Source organism: Salipaludibacillus neizhouensis (assembly GCF_002886185.1).
In the GTDB taxonomy this organism is placed as follows: domain Bacteria; phylum Bacillota; class Bacilli; order Bacillales; family Salisediminibacteriaceae; genus Salipaludibacillus; species Salipaludibacillus neizhouensis.
The window spans coordinates 1,318,341-1,336,581 of the sequence record NZ_KZ614146.1; the positions used below are offsets into that span (position 1 = coordinate 1,318,341).

14 protein-coding genes and 4 pseudogenes are annotated in these 18,241 nt (G+C 37.9%); 14 read left to right on the forward strand and 4 right to left on the reverse strand.

Annotated features, from left to right (window positions below; genetic code table 11):
- Positions 1-26: 26 nt before the first annotated feature.
- Positions 27-185 (forward strand): hypothetical protein, encoded by a 159-nt coding sequence (locus CEF18_RS06245; protein ID WP_190238678.1) that lies wholly within the window; start codon positions 27-29, stop codon positions 183-185.
- Positions 186-579: 394 nt separating this feature from the next.
- On the opposite strand, the gene CEF18_RS06250 is transcribed toward CEF18_RS06245, so the two are convergent.
- Complete coding sequence (locus tag CEF18_RS06250) at positions 580-768, reverse strand: DeoR/GlpR family DNA-binding transcription regulator (protein WP_223292254.1); 189 nt, start codon at positions 766-768, stop codon at positions 580-582.
- 740 nt (positions 769-1,508) lie between these two features.
- Between CEF18_RS06250 and CEF18_RS27110 the strand changes: the two are divergent.
- The 7 genes and pseudogenes from CEF18_RS27110 to CEF18_RS06285 form a co-directional block, all read left to right on the forward strand.
- Positions 1,509-2,480: pseudogene (locus tag CEF18_RS27110) on the forward strand (glycoside hydrolase family 32 protein); the annotation flags it as partial.
- Between the two features lie 39 nt (positions 2,481-2,519).
- Positions 2,520-5,066 (forward strand): glycoside hydrolase family 32 protein, encoded by a 2,547-nt coding sequence (locus CEF18_RS06255; protein WP_407690411.1) that lies wholly within the window; start codon positions 2,520-2,522, stop codon positions 5,064-5,066.
- Positions 5,067-5,304: 238 nt separating this feature from the next.
- Positions 5,305-5,471 (forward strand): annotated as a pseudogene (locus tag CEF18_RS06260) (reverse transcriptase domain-containing protein); the annotation flags it as partial.
- Positions 5,472-5,506: 35 nt separating this feature from the next.
- A complete protein-coding gene (locus tag CEF18_RS06265; protein ID WP_110935677.1) occupies positions 5,507-5,767 on the forward strand; it encodes an HTH domain-containing protein in 261 nt (86 codons plus the stop codon).
- A 379-nt stretch (positions 5,768-6,146) separates the two neighbouring features.
- Entirely contained in the window at positions 6,147-6,623 is a 477-nt protein-coding gene (locus CEF18_RS06275; protein ID WP_110935679.1) for a cell wall hydrolase, read from the forward strand.
- A 22-nt stretch (positions 6,624-6,645) separates the two neighbouring features.
- Positions 6,646-7,113 carry a spore coat protein GerQ gene (gene gerQ, locus CEF18_RS06280; protein WP_110935680.1) on the forward strand — a complete coding sequence of 156 codons (468 nt, stop codon included), beginning with the start codon at positions 6,646-6,648 and terminating at the stop codon, positions 7,111-7,113.
- A gap of 629 nt (positions 7,114-7,742) precedes the next feature.
- The gene (locus tag CEF18_RS06285; protein ID WP_183041209.1) at positions 7,743-8,105 is read left to right on the forward strand and encodes an endonuclease NucS domain-containing protein; all 363 of its coding nucleotides are present in this window, start codon (positions 7,743-7,745) and stop codon (positions 8,103-8,105) included.
- A 36-nt stretch (positions 8,106-8,141) separates the two neighbouring features.
- Here the strand turns inward: CEF18_RS06285 and CEF18_RS06290 are convergent.
- Positions 8,142-8,529: pseudogene (locus CEF18_RS06290) on the reverse strand (IS6 family transposase); the annotation flags it as partial.
- Between the two features lie 64 nt (positions 8,530-8,593).
- The gene (locus CEF18_RS06295; RefSeq protein WP_110935682.1) at positions 8,594-10,270 is read right to left on the reverse strand and encodes a hypothetical protein; all 1,677 of its coding nucleotides are present in this window, start codon (positions 10,268-10,270) and stop codon (positions 8,594-8,596) included.
- Between the two features lie 1,552 nt (positions 10,271-11,822).
- Between CEF18_RS06295 and CEF18_RS06300 the strand changes: the two genes are divergently transcribed.
- The gene (locus tag CEF18_RS06300) at positions 11,823-12,026 is read left to right on the forward strand and encodes a hypothetical protein (protein WP_110935683.1); all 204 of its coding nucleotides are present in this window, start codon (positions 11,823-11,825) and stop codon (positions 12,024-12,026) included.
- A 526-nt stretch (positions 12,027-12,552) separates the two neighbouring features.
- Here CEF18_RS06300 and CEF18_RS06305 read toward each other — a convergent pair.
- Complete coding sequence (locus CEF18_RS06305) at positions 12,553-12,915, reverse strand: winged helix-turn-helix transcriptional regulator (RefSeq protein ID WP_110935684.1); 363 nt, start codon at positions 12,913-12,915, stop codon at positions 12,553-12,555.
- Positions 12,916-13,036: 121 nt separating this feature from the next.
- Between CEF18_RS06305 and CEF18_RS06310 the strand changes: the two genes are divergently transcribed.
- From CEF18_RS06310 to CEF18_RS06330, 5 genes and pseudogenes are all read left to right on the forward strand, one after another.
- Positions 13,037-14,152: an S-(hydroxymethyl)glutathione dehydrogenase/class III alcohol dehydrogenase gene (locus CEF18_RS06310; RefSeq protein WP_110935685.1), complete on the forward strand. Its 1,116-nt coding sequence runs from the start codon at positions 13,037-13,039 to the stop codon at positions 14,150-14,152.
- Between the two features lie 4 nt (positions 14,153-14,156).
- The gene (fghA, locus tag CEF18_RS06315; RefSeq protein ID WP_110935686.1) at positions 14,157-14,990 is read left to right on the forward strand and encodes an S-formylglutathione hydrolase; all 834 of its coding nucleotides are present in this window, start codon (positions 14,157-14,159) and stop codon (positions 14,988-14,990) included.
- Between the two features lie 159 nt (positions 14,991-15,149).
- Entirely contained in the window at positions 15,150-17,477 is a 2,328-nt protein-coding gene (gene gshAB, locus CEF18_RS06320) for a bifunctional glutamate--cysteine ligase GshA/glutathione synthetase GshB (protein ID WP_110935687.1), read from the forward strand.
- 26 nt (positions 17,478-17,503) lie between these two features.
- Entirely contained in the window at positions 17,504-17,854 is a 351-nt protein-coding gene (locus tag CEF18_RS06325; RefSeq protein WP_110935688.1) for a thioredoxin domain-containing protein, read from the forward strand.
- A 31-nt stretch (positions 17,855-17,885) separates the two neighbouring features.
- Positions 17,886-18,096: pseudogene (locus tag CEF18_RS06330) on the forward strand (fructose-bisphosphatase class II).
- The last annotated feature ends 145 nt before the right edge of the window (positions 18,097-18,241 follow it).

Genomic DNA, 18,241 nt, shown 5'->3' on the forward strand with positions numbered 1-18,241 from the left:
GATACTTTCGACAGTACGCACCTGCAATGAACAAGATTAGAAATGAGATATTTGGAGCTGATTATAATGATACTCGTAAGGTAGTGAAGGAAATGGATGATGCAGAGCTTTATGGTTGGATGGCGGGGCGGTATCAGGAGTATGATCGGGGGTTGAGAGAGGATTTGGCGAAAGAGAGTGTTTAGGGTTCGTGGGGGAAGGATTGATTAAATTACACTCGGATAATGGTGAAAACCAGAATCCGAGTGTTTTTTGCATATTGAGGAGGTGTACGAGTATTAATGTCGATGAAGGACATAGCAAAGTAATAATGTGATGGAAATTGAAAGATATACATACAGCCTTTTATTAATTTTATAAATATGTACGGAGGAAGGTATTGGATTGTTCAATTAGGGTATACCTCAACTGAACAAAATAGAATGAAGTAATATCAGGTTGTTCAATTAATAGAAAATAGTTTATGGATTTACTTAGAAACTATTTACTTGATTAATCCTGAGTGGAAAAGGTAGTGCTAAAAGAAAATTTCATTATAGAAGTTGAGGTAAGTTAAAGACTTAGGATTTCTTCAGTAAACTATCCAGATTGATGACAAAACATTTGAATCATGTCTAGAGCATGCTCTGTCATAGGGCCAACCAATGCTAATGTTTCCTTTCTTAAAGACCCTCCCAAAAGATGTACATCAATACTTGGATGATCCTGCAGTTCCTGAGTGACCTTAACCGAACTTGTTACGACTGTTAGTTCCGAAAAGGCTTTCAATTATTTTGAAAGTTGTAATGTCGTTGTCTTTGAATCAATTGAAAGTTTTCACTTAATTCCTGTACTGATGCCCGCGTAAGTTTTTTAATGTATTGAACTATTTTTAATTTGAGCGGTTAGTTTGCTCCCCCTCAAAAAGTTAAAAAAGTTCCTCCATAGAAGTTTATCTAGAATATCCTCAATTTCGAGAAAAATCCATGATCATTTGTGATTGTATATGAGTGTAATGGAGCTTCTCTTCTATTGTCAATAATTCTTCAATTCTTATTTTGGCAAAAATAAATAGGATTTACCTAATATCCAAAGACCAATAATGGATTCTTCAAACAAAATTATTCACTGTATAGTCTTTATACCTATTATATTGTAAATATTATGAATATACTTTCAGAATTATTAGGTCTATGAACATCGATAACAGGAAAGTAATGAAAATTGACAAAATTTACATACACATGTAATATTACAAACAATTGCAAACAATCAAAAAACTTCATAAACGATCACTCATTATCCGATTAGTTTTGCAAACGGTTTCTATATTTCGTTAGGGGGGGGATTCTTAACAATCGATTTAGTTCAGGTTTATGTGAATCTATCCAAAAATTAGAAAGGTGGATGTTATGTTGTTCAAACGATTTATAATATTAGGATTTTTAATATGTTTGTTTATAAGTTTGGCTAGTTTTCCGTTAGGGCCGGTGGCAAGTGATGAGAATGAAGATGTAAGTATAGGTGTTGATTCAGGTTATTACAATGAGATATACCGGAACCAATTTCACTTTTCACCTGAAGCGAATTGGATGAATGACCCGAATGGAATGGTGTATCATGACGGGGAATATCACTTGTTTTATCAATATTACCCATACGGGCTCACTTGGGGACCAATGCACTGGGCGCACGCTGTCAGTGAGGACCTCGTTCATTGGGAGCATTTACCTCTCGCTCTGGCCCCTGATGAATATGGTGATATCTTTTCAGGAAGCGCTGTCATTGATTACGATAATACAGCTGGTTTTGGCGATGATGCGATGATCGCTATATTTACGCATTCTGGCAAAGAGGGGCAAGTACAAAGTCTTGCTTACAGTCATGACAATGGGCGAACTTGGGATAAGTACGAAGGCAACCCAGTTATGCCCGATCCGCCTGTAGCTGATTGGAGAGATCCGAAAGTGTTCTGGCACGATGAGAGCGAACATTGGGTAATGGCTCTGGCAGCGGATGACCGCATAATGTTTTATACTTCTCCAGATTTAAAAACCTGGGAGGACGGAAGCGAATTTGGTCCGGATGGCGGAGTTCAAGCGAACGGAGCTGAAGAGGAGGAAATTCTTACATTATCCCCCCAGCGTGGTGGAGATTTCACCTATAAAGGGGATATAACTTTAGTCGAGAAAAATGGTCGAAAAGGTTCGGGAGGACTTGTTTTCCGTTCCAATGAAAACGGTGACAATGGGTATGTTGTCGACTTAAATGCTGAAGAAGACGAGGTACGACTCATCAAAGTTGTAGAAGGCGAACGAACAACACTAGAGACACAACCTTGGTCTCTGGATACATTTGAGACATATGGATTAAAAGTGAAGACCGAAAACGATCTAATTCAAGTAGTCCTGGATGATGAATCAATCATTGAGGTACATGATACTTCGTTTACTAACGGGCAATTTGGTTTAACAGCGTGGAATTCGACCGCAGAATTTCGTAACATTCATTTTGAAAACGAAACAAACTTCCTCACTAATTTGTCTGGATGGCAAGAAAAAAGCAGTAATTGGAAAGAAATGAATGAAGGTTTACAAGCAGATGCAGATGAAAATACCTTCTTAATGAGTGGTCAACAATCAGAGAACTTTTATTACGAAGCTGAAATGACCTTGCTGGACAAAGGAAGTAGCTCGCTCGTCTTTCGAGCTGATGAAGACGCCAATAACGGATATTTCACTAGATTGGACGCAGAAAAAAATCAAGTGCGTATTGAAAAAATCGAAAATGGTGAAACTTCGGTGATTGCTGAACAAGATTACTCTATCACTTCAGGAGAGACGTATCCAGTTAGGGTAAGTGCTGTCGATCATGATATACACGTATCAATCAACGGTGAAATAGTCCTCAAGACAGAGGATGACAGCTATTCTGACGGTCTTGTTGGGTTGCACACGGCTAATGGTTCTTCGTTATTTCAACATGTGAATGAATATGAGTATATCAGTACAGATGTGCGAGAAATTGAGAATGGAGATTTTGAAACTGGAGATTTAACAGGGTGGAACCCAGTTCGTGGAAATGCTTTCACTGATGATCATGTGACAGATGAAGAAGAATGGTGGGGTGGAATGTTTGATCAAGAGGGAACATATCACCTCTGGGGTTACGGTCCTGAAGGAGACAATGCTACCGGGGAAATGCATTCTGACAATTTTCAACTGGACGGGACTGGAGAAATAAACTTGCTTCTCGGTGGCGGGCATAACCCGGATGCCCTATATGTCTCTTTAATGCGAGCCTCAGATAATAAAGAATTATTGCGACAACCAAATACTAAATTTGAAGATGATGAAACGTACCGTCGTTATGTTTGGGACGCCTCTGAATTTTTGGGACAGACATTGTATTTAAAAGTAGTTGACCAAGCTACAGGAGGCTGGGGTCACTTGAATTTGGACGATGTAAATGTAAAAAACACAGGAGATCTGCCTGCTGAGGTAGATCAAGTTGCGAGAGAACCTGAGCGTTATGAGTATCAGACAGAAGGGGAGATTAATGATTGGAACAGTGTCTCCGGTGAGTGGGTCGACTCCACCTATGGTAATTACGGAGGAGTCTGGGAATGTCCTGCATTGTTTGAACTCCCCATAGATGGAGATTCGAATGAAACCAAATGGGTGCTGCAAGTTAGTGTGCAAGATGGCGCGATTGCTGGCGGTTCAGGGATGCAGTACTTTGTCGGTGACTTTGACGGAGAGACCTTTACGAGTGATGATCCTCCTGAAGAGGTAAAATGGGCGGATTATGGATCAGATTACTACGCCGGGGTTGAATGGAGTAACCTAGAAGGTGATAATGGAGAACGCTATTGGCTCGCTTGGATGAGTAACTGGCAATATGCCAACGATACTCCTACGAGCAACTGGCGTGGTTCTATGAGTTTAGTGCGTGAGATGGAATTAACGGATACAGAAGATGGACTCCAATTACGTCAAACTCCGGTTAGCTTAGATTCATTGCGGGAACAACAACATCGTGAGACGTTAGATGATGAGATTATATCAGGTGATAGTGATTTATTATCTGACTTCTCTAGTAATAGTTACGAGTTGATCGCAGAATTTGAGTTAACGGACACAACCGCTACAGAGTTTGGGTTTAAAGCTCGAAAAGACAATGCAGATGAGTATGCTAAAATCGCTTATCATGTTGATGAAGAGAGTTTATTCGTAGACCGTACCAACTCGGGTAATTTTAATTTCGGCCCAAATGTAAACAATCTTCAAGATGCTCCTCTTAAAGCGGAGGACGGTACCATAAAAATCCATGCATTCGTCGATCGATCATCGATTGAAGTTTTTGGTAATGATGGATTGCGTTCCATAACGACTCAAATTTTTCCAGAACCGGGTAGTGATGGGCTTCAATTGTACAGTGAAGGCGGAGATGTGACACTTAAATCACTTGAGCTCTATCCACTTCGATCGATCTGGGGGAAAAGTCCAGTGAAAACCAACTTGTCCGGTTGGAACACTCTAAACGGCACATGGGCCGACACGAAGAATGGAAAACAGGGACGTAGTAATGATGGGGATGCTTTTATTATGACTGACGATGAAGGAGAAAATATTGTGTATGAAGCAAGGATTGAATTCCCTGATACAGACTCACATCCAGAAGACCCCGATCAAGACACTATCGGTAACCCAATGGGGGCAGGAGCACTTGTGTTCCGTTCTGATGAGGATGCAAATAATGCCTATATCGCAAATCTAGATGTTCGTAATAATGTGGTGAAGTTAATCAAACGAGAAGATGGAACTTTTACCGACCTTGAGGTTTTTGACGATGAAGGAAGCTTAGAAATTGAACCTAATGAAGAATACAAATTAAAAGTTTTAACCTCCGGTGAACGGATCCAGGTGCTGTTAGATAACGAAATTGTAATCGATACGACAGATGATACGTTTACCGAAGGGTTTGTTGGATTAAATGTGTGGGAAACTACCGCGTTATTTGACCATATTCGTATGAGAGATAATAAAGGGAATGGACCTATGAATCGAAACAACAATAACAATTAAATTATCTATAGACTTAACAACGAAGGCTGTCGATACAATCGGCAGCCTTTTCAATCATATTTTTGTTAGATTTATAAGAGAGATCGAGTTCTTACTTAGGTACTGCTGAATAACTAAAAAACAAGATAAAACAAGGATTCCAGCCATTTTTATCGAAGTATAGTGCAAGGGAAAATGAGCTCAGGTCGTTAAAAACCTTGCACTTGGATGAAGTGCTCACGACGCAATGAATTGCGCGAAAGAATACTATAAAGAAGGATATCAATTCGTCCGGTATGCGGATGACTGTAATATCTACGTAAAAAGTAGAAAGCAGGAGAGCGTGTCATGAAAAGCGCCACTACATTCCTTGAGGAGAGACTAAAACTTACCGTTAATCGTGAAAAGAGTGAAAAAGGAAGCCCCCACGAAACGAATAAAAGAGAATGGGGGAAATTAATATGAGTGAAAAGATATTTACAGAAAAAGAAATAGAATTACTCTCTAAAAATCCATATGTAAAGTCAGTTGCTTCGAAGGGGATTGCTTATAGTGTTGAATTTAAACGCCTTTTTATTGCAGAAGATGCAAAGGGAAAACTTCCAAGACAAACATTTGAAGAGAATGGATTCGAGATAGATATAATTGGGAAGGAACGTCTGAAATCAGCCGCAAAACGATGGCGTAAAACGTATATAGAAAATGGGTTTAAATGGGTTTAATGGGTTTAAGGACACGAGAGTAGAGCGTTCAGGAAAACCTCATAGAGAAGTATTAGACCAAGAAAAATATGCACGTTTGGAAGCCCAAAATAACTTGTTGAAAGCTGAGAACGAATTAGTAAAAAAGATCGATTTAGCAGAAAGGATGATGAAAAGAAAGAAATAAAATTAAAGCCTGAACAATACTTTCTACTTATTCGTTCAGTTATTGTCAAATACAGCCTGAAAAATATGTGTTAAGGGCCATTTAGTGGAAGAAAAAAATGTAAAAAGAACAAATTCGTTGAGGATGCAATTACCAAAGTTTGGGCTGATAGGCAAGTTACCAAAATCAGCTTCAGGCAATATGTTACCTGTATAAGCCGAAGGAGGGGAGAAAATGGGGAGACGAATAAAACATACTTCACGTGACGTGGAGGAGTTAGCGAGGCTCATGATGGCGGAAGCGATCGGTGATGGAGTCCAAGGGATGAACATGGTGGGAACGGTTGTGTCCAATCGGGTAGAGGCTGACTGTGCTCCTGACTTCAAAGGGTTGCGCAATATCAGACATGCGATCTATCAAACCGTACCTGAAACTGGAATTCCTCACTTCGAGCCCGTCTTAAATGGATCATTGTATACACAACGTCCCAAAGAAGCTGACCTCCAGAGGGCTAGGAATTTATTACATGGTCATAGGGATCCTCGGGCCAGAATGAATTTGTGGTTTTTTAACCCTAGTCCGGGGAAAAAATTCCGAGCTCCTTGTACCGATACGATGCCAAGATCCCCCATGACGAAGTTCGATTTTGCGCACAAGAATCATTGCTTCTATGTCGCTGTACCGGGCTACTGCAAAGAGTTTTATAGATAAATTAAAAAGGAGCTATCTTCTCATGACTTTTGGAAACTCTAGTTATTATCCAATGAATTATTATCCTAGTTTTTATCCAGCTTCCATGATGCGGGACAGTGTCGGACAACAATATGGCGGCGGCTCCCCGGCGACTATGCCTTCTGGACCCTCGTATGCCGCCCCAGTGGTTCCGATGGGGACTGGGCAGCAACTTTTGGAAGGCACGATGGAAGAATCATTTATTGAAAATATCCTACGCTTCAACAAAGGTAAGGTCGGTACATTCTACTTTACTTACCAAGGTAACAACAAATGGAATGCAATGATTTACCGCGGGCGCGTAGAAACGGCTGGTCGTGACCACATCATCGTCAGCGACCCGTCCAGCGGTAAACGCTACCTGCTGCTGATGGCAAATCTCGACTGGGTAGAATTCGAGGAACAAATTAACTATCCTCACGCGGAAATTAGTCCGGATGTCCAGGCGTCCCTGACGACATCGGAGTGAGTTTGTAGAACACTAAAAACTTGTTGAACTACCATGAAAATAAAACTGCTGTGACTCCGAGAAAAGACAATACTAAAGAAGACGCAGCTCATTCGTTTTTTTAAAAAAGCGGAGAGCGCCAAATTCATGAATCTATGGACTAACAGTGGCAGAGTTTTTGCCTTGGGATTCTATAAATTTAAAAACTACGTTATCTGAGTTAGATATTTTAGATAATAAGTTACAAAAAGGTCTGATTAAACTAAGACCTTTAAATCCACAGATTAAGGGAAGAATTGTTCCGTTAAAGGGCGCGATTTCGGAGTAAAGAAAAAAGTCCAATTTCTCAATTTTAGTGCTGAGAAATTGGACTTTTTTATATTTACTTATAGTGCAAAATAACGCTTGAAATAGATGCAAAATAAATCCTAAAGTGACAAATTGGCTTATAATCGTTTCATATACATGAGTCAAAAAGGTGAGTGGTTTTATTATGAAATATGGTTATGCAAGAGTCTCTTCTATGGAAAACTAATTTTGTACACGAACACCTATGAAATTACAACAATTTTCAAATCACCTCCTCCTTTTATGTCATTTGAGTGTATTTAATATATGAAGGGCTTTTAATTTGAGAGGAGATGAGTAGGATGAATGAAGCAGAGTTAACGCATGGACTTATCAATTATTCAGATTTAATTGAACCAGGATTGACGTTTAAAGCGAGGGAAGTAAATCTAGATGGGAAAAGATGTGATTTACTTTTTGTTGATAAAGATGGAAAGGATCTGTATGTGGAAGTGAAGAAGCATGTAGACGTAAACGGAGGGGGTCAGTTGATGTTGTATCATGGATTAGTCAGTAATGGATCGGCACGGTTTATGCTGGTAGCCTTTTCTATCATGGACAAGTTTATTCATGGGGTGCACAAAGTCGGTTTTGAATATGTTGAAATGAAGGAAGAGGATATTTATTATCGATTCTTCTCCAGTAAAATAAAAGAAGGTGCGTAAAAGACCATTAATGAGACTTCAAGAAGTTAACATGCCTGTTATAACACGAGGTTTAGAAATATGAGAAGCAGCCAAGGCTTTCTTGAAAAAGCGCTTGGCTGCTTGTTTATCTCTTGATTCACTTAGATAAAAATCAATGGGTATTCCCTTCTGAATCGACTGCACGATATAAATACATCCATTGACCTTTTATTTTCACATTTCATCGACTCTCCAGGAATCATTGGTTGTCTTAAGATGACGTTGTACTCTTTCGTCTAACTCAGGTCCATATTGATGCACCCAACGCATAATGGTGGTATGAGCCATCGATAAGCCATGTTCTTCCATCATTTCGACTAAATCTCGAAAACTGAGGTTGTACCGTTAATAAAATAAGTTCAGGCTGATAGTGCTTCCGTTTGACCAAATTTTCCTTTTCCATACCGATCACACACCTTTTTTAGATTAGTAGATCAGTATGTCCAAGATTTAGAGAGTACTTGCAATTATTTTGAAGTTTTTGGACCAGAACCATAATTTGTTTTTAACCAACCTATTGGACTCATATTGACTTTGTTTGCTCCTGCATAGTTTGATACTTTTTCCACAACGCTATTCAAAGGAAGCACATTATAAGTATAAGGAAGCTCCTCATCATACTTGTATTCGAAAGTAAATGGTTCAGACGGAGGGTTAGATTTATGCATATTTTCACTTCCCACAATGTGAGAAGACCATGCCCAATTTCCTATGGTTGATTTATCATGCCATATAAATCCTGTTGTAAATAGGTTTTCTCCATCATTGTCCCAACTGCTTCCTGTATATGTTCCATATTGATTTGTTACTTTCGAGTTTACAATTAAATTTCTGTTATATGCAGCGTGGAATAACTCAGCCCACTGGTCATCCATATTTTTCGTATCTAACCCTTGAATCTCAGCACCTATGGTTGGCTCGTTAATATCAACAAATACACTAGTATCTGCTGCGATTGAAGCCCCATTTCTCGCATTAAGTGCTCGTGCAAATTGATATCTTCCGTGTTCAGCAATAGCACTTACATTATCCAGCACATCCTGATGCGTGGAGTTGTCAAGATACAAGTTGTATGCGTGACCTGTTCCTTGTCGGATCATCGGAACTCGCTGACCAATATTCGTATAACTGTTATAAGCAAGGGTTAATTGAATTCTTTGATTGCCATCCTTATAATCTGTTCCACTACCGCTCACATAGTCCATATAGTCTTTATCTCCGGAACCAGTTAAATGCACTTTGCTGTGATATGCAGTGTATGCCATAATCTGCTCTTTCGTCGCACCATCATTTCGCATTTTGTAGTACACACTTTCGGAATCTAGTTCGTTTGCAACATATTTTTCTTCCATATACTGAATCGATTGATAAATATCACTATCTTCTGATGGATTTTCATCGGCTGGTAATCCGAATTCAGACCAAGAGATGGTAATATTGGAACCACCATTCTCGGTATCAATTAATCCATCCGCTGCAATGGAAAATTTACAATGGTCAATCCATACATTATTGGCACCATTTACTTTAATAAAAGTCCAACCTACTTCCTTATGTCTTCCAGTATCATCCCATTGCCACATTCCATCAAAATTCAAATTTCGTATGACAATATCATTCGATGATCGGTTAAGTTTTATTTGTAAACTTCTTATGGTTTTCCCTTTTTTAGAAAAGATCGTTAACCCGTCAACATCATTTACATCTAATTGTGAAACACCCGAGGAAGCTAACTTCGGATTGGTAAATCCATTTGAAGGATCTTGGTGTTTTCTTATAAAACGATACTTCTTAGTTTCTTCCTTGCTTAGATTTAATGCATTCCATCCTAAGTTTAGATCTTTCGCCACTTCAATTACTTTCACACTTCCATTTCCAGCATCCAAAATTGCCTGCAAAAACTCTCGTTCCGTTTTAACCTGACGATAATAAGAGGTATCGATGTACTCGCTTCTATCATTAACACCTAATGATGCAAAACCACTTACTGACAGAAAACTATTATCATAGTCTTTTATATACCTTTCCGTGTTTGGTATAGAATCAATCTCCGCTGCATGTACTGCTTCGTTTCCCCCTATTAATAATGATGAAGTAAAAAAAGCTAGAACCAATAACCATATTATTGCCTTGTTAAATTTCATACGACTACCTCCTAATAAAATTTTTACATGTAAGTCTGGACGCAAACCAACAGCTTTCGAAATAGATCCGCCTTGTTTCTTCCCCTATAATCACCCCCTAAAAATAATTAAGTCTCTCGGAAATTAATTTTCCGCATCACCTCTAGTCTTTTGACTAGGTCTTTTTAAGTGGTTCATCCCAAAGAAAAGAGCGAATGCATTTTACCTATTTATAAACGTGTGTACAAGGCAATTGGAAATGCTCGTGCAAGCGCCAATTTTCAGATCCAGATGCCTTTTACGGCTGGGACAGTTATCAAGGGAAGTACTATTACGGACGCTCCCTTTTCAAGGTGAGTGCACAAGAAAGCGACTATGATCTCCTCTTTATCCAAGACTTTATCGGGCAAGCAAACACGATTCGGTCTTGTTTATCTCCGGACTGCATGAATGGAAACATTGGTACCCTGATTGGAAAGTGGGGGAGTGCATCTTGGATTCCGCCCTCGACGCCTACCTCATTTATGAAATATAGGAACAGTATGATGTTTCCGCCATCATTGACCTTAATTCAAGGCGTTCCAAACAGTTCACCTATAAGGAAATGGAGATCAATCTAGTTTGCCCCATTGGTCGAAAGATGATCGACTGGAGTGTGGATAATAAACGCTATCGCCGCAAGTATTGCTGACCTGCGAAAGTCGGGAAGTGAGAATGTCATCATTGTCCGACTCTGAATACGTACGTACCTTGTATACCATTTCTAGCGATAATCCTAGACTTTTTCCACGCGTGAAACGCAATAGTTAAGAGTGGTATAAACAGTACTCCCTTTGTGCCGGGGGCGAGCGTTGTATCAAGCGCCAAAAAGTGGGCTACCAACTGGAAGATTCAAAAGGACGTAGCTCACGGCATTGGACGGTTCGTTCCTATCACATTGCCAGGTGTCAACATGTTGATGCTTGGTTTAAAGAAGCATAGAAAGCCCACTTTTCATGTGTAGCCAAGCCTATCAAAGACCTTCTTGATCATGTTTTTTCATAAAACTGGTTGGTTTCATGAAGGTGTAAAAACTTGGATTATGTAGATGTCGACTTTAACAACGTTGTTATTTTTCAAGAAATAAACTCGACATAAACTAATAAACCACTATTTAACAACGTTGTTAATATATATATAGATTGTAATCGCTTACAATATTATCGTCAACGGTCCTTTAGGCCTAATTACTAACATCATGTTTTTATAGATTATTTTTTTTCGATAAAATAAAATGCTACGTGCCACATATCGAATTAGGACCAATATTTCATGCGGTTCCATTTCTTGGTGTCTTTCACACCACCAGCCTACATATAACACTGAATTTAGTCATGAAAACACAAATTTAAACAAACGTTTGAATGGGCAAAATTCAGGAAAACAAAAGCTGGAGTAGAACTCCATTTGCTTTAAAGGGAGGGAAGTAAATCTAGATGGGAAAAGATGTGATTTACTTTTTGTTGATAAAGATGGAAAGGATCTGTATGTGGAAGTGAAGAAGCATGTAGACGTAAACGCAGGGGTTCAGTTGATGTTGTATAGTGGATTAGTGAGTAATAGATCGGCACGGTTCATGCTAGTAGCCTTGTCTATCATGGATAAGTTAATTCATGGGGTGCACAGAGCGGGATATGAATATGTTGAAATTAAGGAAGAGGATATCTATTATCGATTCTTCTCCAGTAAAATAAAAGAAGGTGCGGAAAGAATCATTAGTGAGACTTCAAGAAGGTAAGAAAAACGGCATAGCCGTCTTTTATTAAATACAGCGTCAGCTTCTGGCGCGCCCCGAGTAGCACCTACGTAATGCGAGTAGGTGCTACTCGAAAGGAGGGTGGGTTTCCCTTGCTTCGTGTGGCATGAAGGTAGCTGTCATCTTATCTTTTAAAGAAATCAGCCAAGCTTCCCCTTTAGGGAATTGAATGGAAGAAACATAGTCAATGAGATTTTATTTAGTAAGGACATATTATAAGAAAAAAGGGGTTCCACATTGGCTGGAACTCTTCTTCATATTTGCCTGATCCTATGTCAAGAAAATTGGACACTTAAAGATTGAACTTTTATCAAAGGTCTATCGCGCTTTGTTAATTGGCCTATCAAGTAAAAGTACAGAACTCTGATTCCTGGTCGCCAGTGTGTTTAAAAAACATTAACAGACTGGACAGATTCCGAAATGTTGTCTGGGAACATTCAAAAAGCCACGAAACGCATTCATACCAGCGTTTCGTGGCTTTCATTTTAAGAACCGTTTGTGCAGCTTGTTATTCAACTGATGTTTTATCAGCATTTTCTTTCAAAAATGCTCTGAAATTATCTCCCCAATCACAAATGGAAGTTACAACGGGCTCTAGAAGTAAACCAACTTCACTTAGTTGATACTCCACTTTAGGAGGTACAACCGGGTATACAACTCTAGTAATTATTTTATCTTCTTCTAATTCCCTTAATTGTCTAATTAACATACGTTGATTGACATCGGGAAGGTATTTTTGTAATTCACTTAACCTTAATGGAGATTGTTGGAGCAAACACCATATAATTACTATTTTCCAGCGTCCACCTATTACCGATAAAGCCAAATCTTTGCTAGTAAAAAAAGTTTTTTCTTTATAGAAAATTTCCATATATTATCCCTTTCTCTGTTGTTACTTTGTTTATAGTGACAAAAACATCAGTATTGTTCAATTAATTATAATATGTGATTATGGAAAAGTAAATTAGAAACAAAAGGAAGAGGGGATTCATTTGAAAAGTAGAGCTGCTGTTGCATTTAAACCAGGAGAACCACTTAAAATTGTAGAAATCGATGTAGAAGAACCAAAAGCAAAAGAGGTATTAGTAAAAATACTGTATACATCAGTATGTCATACCGATGCTTTTACATTATCAGGTGATGATCCGGAAGGCGTATTTCCTGCTGTACTAGGTCATGAAGGTGCTGGTGTTGTCGTTGCTGTAGGGGATGAAGTCACTTCAGTAAAGGCGGGGGATCATGTTATTCCTCTATACACGGCTGAGTGTGGAGAATGTAAATTCTGTCGTTCTGGTAAAACAAACTTATGTAGTGCCGTCCGGGAAACTCAAGGTAAAGGTTTAATGCCTGATGGAACAACTCGTTTCTCTTATAATGGTGAGCCTATTTATCATTACATGGGAACAAGTACATTTAGTGAATATACTGTCGTTCCAGAAATCTCTTTAGCAAAAATTGATCCAGAAGCGCCGCTTGATAAAGTTTGTCTATTTGGATGCGGTGTTACTACAGGGATTGGTGCTGTACACAACACAGCAAAAGTGGAAGAAGGAGCTGTGACAGCCGTATTTGGTTTAGGTGCTATTGGATTAGCTGCTATTCAAGGATTGGTTCAAGCAAAAGCAAGCCGAATTATTGCTATAGACTTAAATGAGGATAAGTTTGAATTGGCTAAAAAAATGGGAGCAACTGATTTTGTAAATCCTTCTAAATTTGATAAACCAATTCAAGAAGTCATCATTGAAATGACGGATGGAGGAGTAGATTATAGCTTCGAGTGTATTGGAAATGTTGAAGTAATGAAGTCTGCTCTTGAATGTTGTCATAAAGGTTGGGGTGAAAGTACTATTATCGGTGTAGCAGGCGCGGGTAAAGAGATTCATACTCGTCCATTCCAATTAGTAACGGGGCGTGTGTGGCGTGGATCAGCCTTTGGAGGAGTTAAAGGAAGAACCGAACTGCCAGGAATGGTTGAAGATTATATGAATGATAAAATTGATTTAGATTCATTTATCACACACCACTTAGATTTTAAAGACATCAATGAGGCGTTTGATTTGCTACATAAGGGCGAGTCGATCCGTACGATTTTAACATATGGAGAGTGAGAAAGTGAGACTAAAACTTATTGAAAAACATCGCTCTTTTGGTGGAGAACAATGTAAGTACAGTCATTATTCGGAAGTGTTACAGTGTGTTATGACATTTAGTATCTACTTGCCATCGAATAAAGAAATGAAAAAAATCCCTCTTATTTGGTGGTTATCTGGTTTAACTTCTACAGATGATAATTTTAGTCAAAAAAGTGGATTTCAAAGATTAGCTGAAAAATATCAAGTGGCAGTCATCATTCCAGATACTTCACCACGTGGAGAACATGTTGCTGATGATGAAGGATGGGACCTTGGCCAAGGTGCAGGTTTTTATTTAAAAGCAACACAAGACCCATGGGCAAAGCATTATAACATGTATACGTATATAGTAGATGAATTAACAACTATTGCGTCAACTTTGGTACCTAATTTTTCAGGAGAAGAAAGCATAATGGGCCACTCAATGGGAGGTCATGGTGCTTTAGTGATTGGCATGAAAAATGCGGCGAGATTCAAAGCGATTTCTGCCTTTTCACCTATTTTAAGTCCGAGTCAAGTACCATGGGGAATAAAAACTTTCTCCACTTATTTAGGGGGAAGTAAAGCTTCTTGGAAAGAATGGGACGCTTCAGAATTGGTCAAAGAAGCTGGCATTCCGCCTATTCTTATTACGCAAGGAACGCAAGATCAGTTTTATCCAAAACAATTAGATGAAACGATTTTCTTAAAGAATGCTCAGGAAAATAATCAAGTAGTAAATTACAAGAAGATGGAAGGTTATGATCATAGCTATTTCTTTATAGCTACTTTCTTAGAGGACCATTTCGCTTTCCATATGAAGTTCTTAAGATAATTTATGTTTTATTAAAAATATGGAATGGAAAATAAAAATATCCACATTGCAACTTAATGTGGATATTTTTATAACTCATTTTGTCGTGGTTTACAGTTTTACTTGCTAAAAAACCAAGACATAGTTAAAAAAATGAGTTAGTTGGGAGGGATAGTTCCTATGGATTTCAAAAAAATGTTAGCCAACAACCATGTTAAACCATACTTATTAAAAGCCCGTTATGGGATCGAAAAAGAAAGCCAGCGAGTTGACTTATCAGGAAATTTAGCTAAAACGGATCATCCTAAAAGTATATCGATAAGAGACGAACACCCATATATTCAGCGGGATTTTTCAGAAACACAGATGGAATTAATCACACCTGTTACGGAGACACTAAAGGAACTGTTTGATTACTTAGCAGCGATCCATGATATTGCTTGTCGTTCTATGGGTGATAATGAAATGCTTTGGCCATTAAGCATGCCACCACAGTTACCAAAAAAAGACGAAGATATTGTTATTGCGAAATTGAAAAGTGTTGAAAATGTTCGATATCGTCAATCTTTATCACATTTATATGGCCGTCGTAAACAAATGATTTGTGGTATTCATTTCAACTTTGAATTCGGCGATGAATTAATCCAAGCGTTATTTAACATCCAATCGGAGATAAAAGATTATCGACAGTTTAAAGAAGAGATTTATCTAAAAGTCACAAGAAACTATTTACACTATCGTTGGATAGTGACTTATTTTTATGGGACTTCCCCTAATAGTGAAGAGAATTTTTTTGAAGAAGATTCTTTGAAGCGAGCAGTGAGAAGTATTAGAAGCAGTAAGTATGGTTTTACTAATTCGGATGATGTTAAAGTGTCATATAGTAGTATACAAAACTATCTATCAGATCTTTCTTTGATGATTAAAAGAGGGCTTCTATTAGAAGAAAAAGAACTATATGCACCTATGCGTTTAAGAGGCGGGCATCATGTTTCAGATTTAGCAAATCACGGTGTTCATTATATTGAATTGAGAAATTTAGATTTAAATCCCTTTGAAACGTATGGCATTAGTTATAAACAATCAGAATTTCTACATCTTTTCTTAATTTATTTACTATGGAAAGATGAAGGGAATAATTGTGATGAGTGGGTAAAACTGGGTGACCTTTACAATGATGCAGTGGCCCTTGAACATCCATTAGAGCATACACAATTTGAAATCGATGCTAAGAAGATAATTGATGAGATGGAACATGTAGTAGAAATCTTAGATTTGAGTATTTCAGATACCCTATTTGTTCATCTGAGAGACATGCTAATGGACCCAAGTAAGACTTTAGCTGGAAGACTTTATAAAGAGAGTGAAAAAAGCAGTCAAAGCAAAGTGGCTACTTATATTGCTAAAGAAAATTATAAAAAATCATGGGATAAGCCATATCAATTAACAGGATTTACTGACATGGAGTTATCCACTCAGATTTTAATGTCTGATTGCTTACAGCAAGGAATCCAAGTAGAAGTTTTGGATCGGCAAGATCAATTTTTGAAGCTACAATTAAAAGATCATGTTGAATATGTGAAAAATGGTAATATGACAAGTAAAGATAGCTATGTATCATCTTTAATTATGGAAAATAAAACAGTAACAAAGAAAATTCTTCAACAACATGAATTCCGTGTGCCGAAAGGTGAGGAATTTCAGACAATAGAACAAGCTTTACGTTCCTATGATCTATTTTCCACCAAACCTTTTGTTGTGAAGCCGAAATCAACAAACTATGGATTAGGAATATCGATCTTCAAAGAAGGCTCAAATTACGAAGATTATCAAAAAGCAATCACACTAGCATTTAAAGAAGACTCTTCTATATTATTAGAAGAATTTATTAAAGGAACAGAATATCGATTTTTTGTGTTAAATGATAAAGTTTATGCTGTTTTATTACGAATTCCTGCGAATGTTAAAGGTGACGGTAAACATACAATTGAAGAGTTAGTCATTCAAAAGAATAGTAACCCATTAAGAGGAAGAGATCATAGGACACCTTTAGAAAGTATACAATTAGGTGAATTAGAAAACCTTATGCTTAAAGGTCAAGGATATCAAATGGATTCAATTCCGGAGAATGATGAAATTATCTATTTGCGTGAAAACTCTAATATTAGTACAGGGGGAGACTCGATTGATGTTACAGATCAAATTCCTGATGAATATAAAAAAATAGCAGTGGATGCGGTATCCGCACTTGGAGTTGAAATTTGTGGTATCGATTTGATTATTGAAAATACAGAAGTTCCTGCAGCAAATAAAAACGCCTATGGAATTATTGAAGCGAACTTTAATCCATCAATGTATATGCATATTTATCCATATAAAGGGAAATCCCGACGTTTAACTATGAATATAATACATTATTTATTCCCTGAACTATTACAAAGTCAGGAATCAAAGGTAGTCAAACTAGGGGTACCACTCGCAAAATGCGAATCTACAACGGTAACATAATGACAGGAGAGAAAGGAGATTGAGAGATGATTGCTACTTATGAAGAAAATGTAGCTAGTTTTGATAAAATTGATTCCGCAAAAGCACAGGAATTGGTAAAAGGGGAAGGAGAAGCCGTTATCTATATTGGCAAGGCTGTATGTCCTTATTGTCAAATATTCATTAAAAAACTAAAAAAAGTTGCTGAAGAAACTGATACTCATATCTATTATGTCAATAGTATAGAAGGATCTGATATGGAAGGTATTACGGCCTTCCGTAATGAATACGACATTCCAACGGTTCCTGGTTTCATCTTTACCAATGGTGACACAGTAAACGTGAAATGCGATTCATCCATGCCAGAAGAAGAAATCAAAGATTTTATGAATAAATAATTCAATTACAAAGCGCCAAGTAGTCATACCCATGTTGAATGTAACACAGAAGGCAGCTGTAGCGGCATTTCAGAGTGTCGAAAAAGACGATAAATATGAAGCTGATAATTTAGCAACAAATGCTATGAGAAAAATGTTAAATGAAATTTATATACGGACGAATTGTTATTGGGGAAGGGGAGATTGACCAGGCACCCATGCTATTTATAGGAGAAAAAATTAGGAACCGGCATTTCTTATGATCAAGCAAAGTGTTTTAAAAGTTGCTATTATTGTGTCAGGTCAGGGCTCATGGCATGCAAAGTTCAACGTCAATCTAGCCAGCAATCGAATGGTTGGACATACAGATGCAGCTTCCAGCGTTGTTCCCATAGCAGTTTTATAAAC

Bases quoted from the DNA above. Each gene is read 5' to 3' on its own strand.
- CEF18_RS06245 (WP_190238678.1), top strand. From the start codon at position 27: ATGAACAAGATTAGAAATGAGATATTTGGAGCTGATTATAATGATACT.
- CEF18_RS06265 (WP_110935677.1), top strand. From the start codon at position 5,507: ATGAGTGAAAAGATATTTACAGAAAAAGAAATAGAATTACTCTCTAAA.
- CEF18_RS06275 (WP_110935679.1), top strand. From the start codon at position 6,147: ATGGGGAGACGAATAAAACATACTTCACGTGACGTGGAGGAGTTAGCG.
- gerQ (WP_110935680.1), top strand. From the start codon at position 6,646: ATGACTTTTGGAAACTCTAGTTATTATCCAATGAATTATTATCCTAGT.
- CEF18_RS06285 (WP_183041209.1), top strand. From the start codon at position 7,743: ATGAATGAAGCAGAGTTAACGCATGGACTTATCAATTATTCAGATTTA.
- CEF18_RS06295 (WP_110935682.1), bottom strand. From the start codon at position 10,270: ATGAAATTTAACAAGGCAATAATATGGTTATTGGTTCTAGCTTTTTTT.
- CEF18_RS06300 (WP_110935683.1), top strand. From the start codon at position 11,823: ATGTTGTATAGTGGATTAGTGAGTAATAGATCGGCACGGTTCATGCTA.
- CEF18_RS06305 (WP_110935684.1), bottom strand. From the start codon at position 12,915: ATGGAAATTTTCTATAAAGAAAAAACTTTTTTTACTAGCAAAGATTTG.
- gshAB (WP_110935687.1), top strand. From the start codon at position 15,150: ATGGATTTCAAAAAAATGTTAGCCAACAACCATGTTAAACCATACTTA.
- CEF18_RS06325 (WP_110935688.1), top strand. From the start codon at position 17,504: ATGATTGCTACTTATGAAGAAAATGTAGCTAGTTTTGATAAAATTGAT.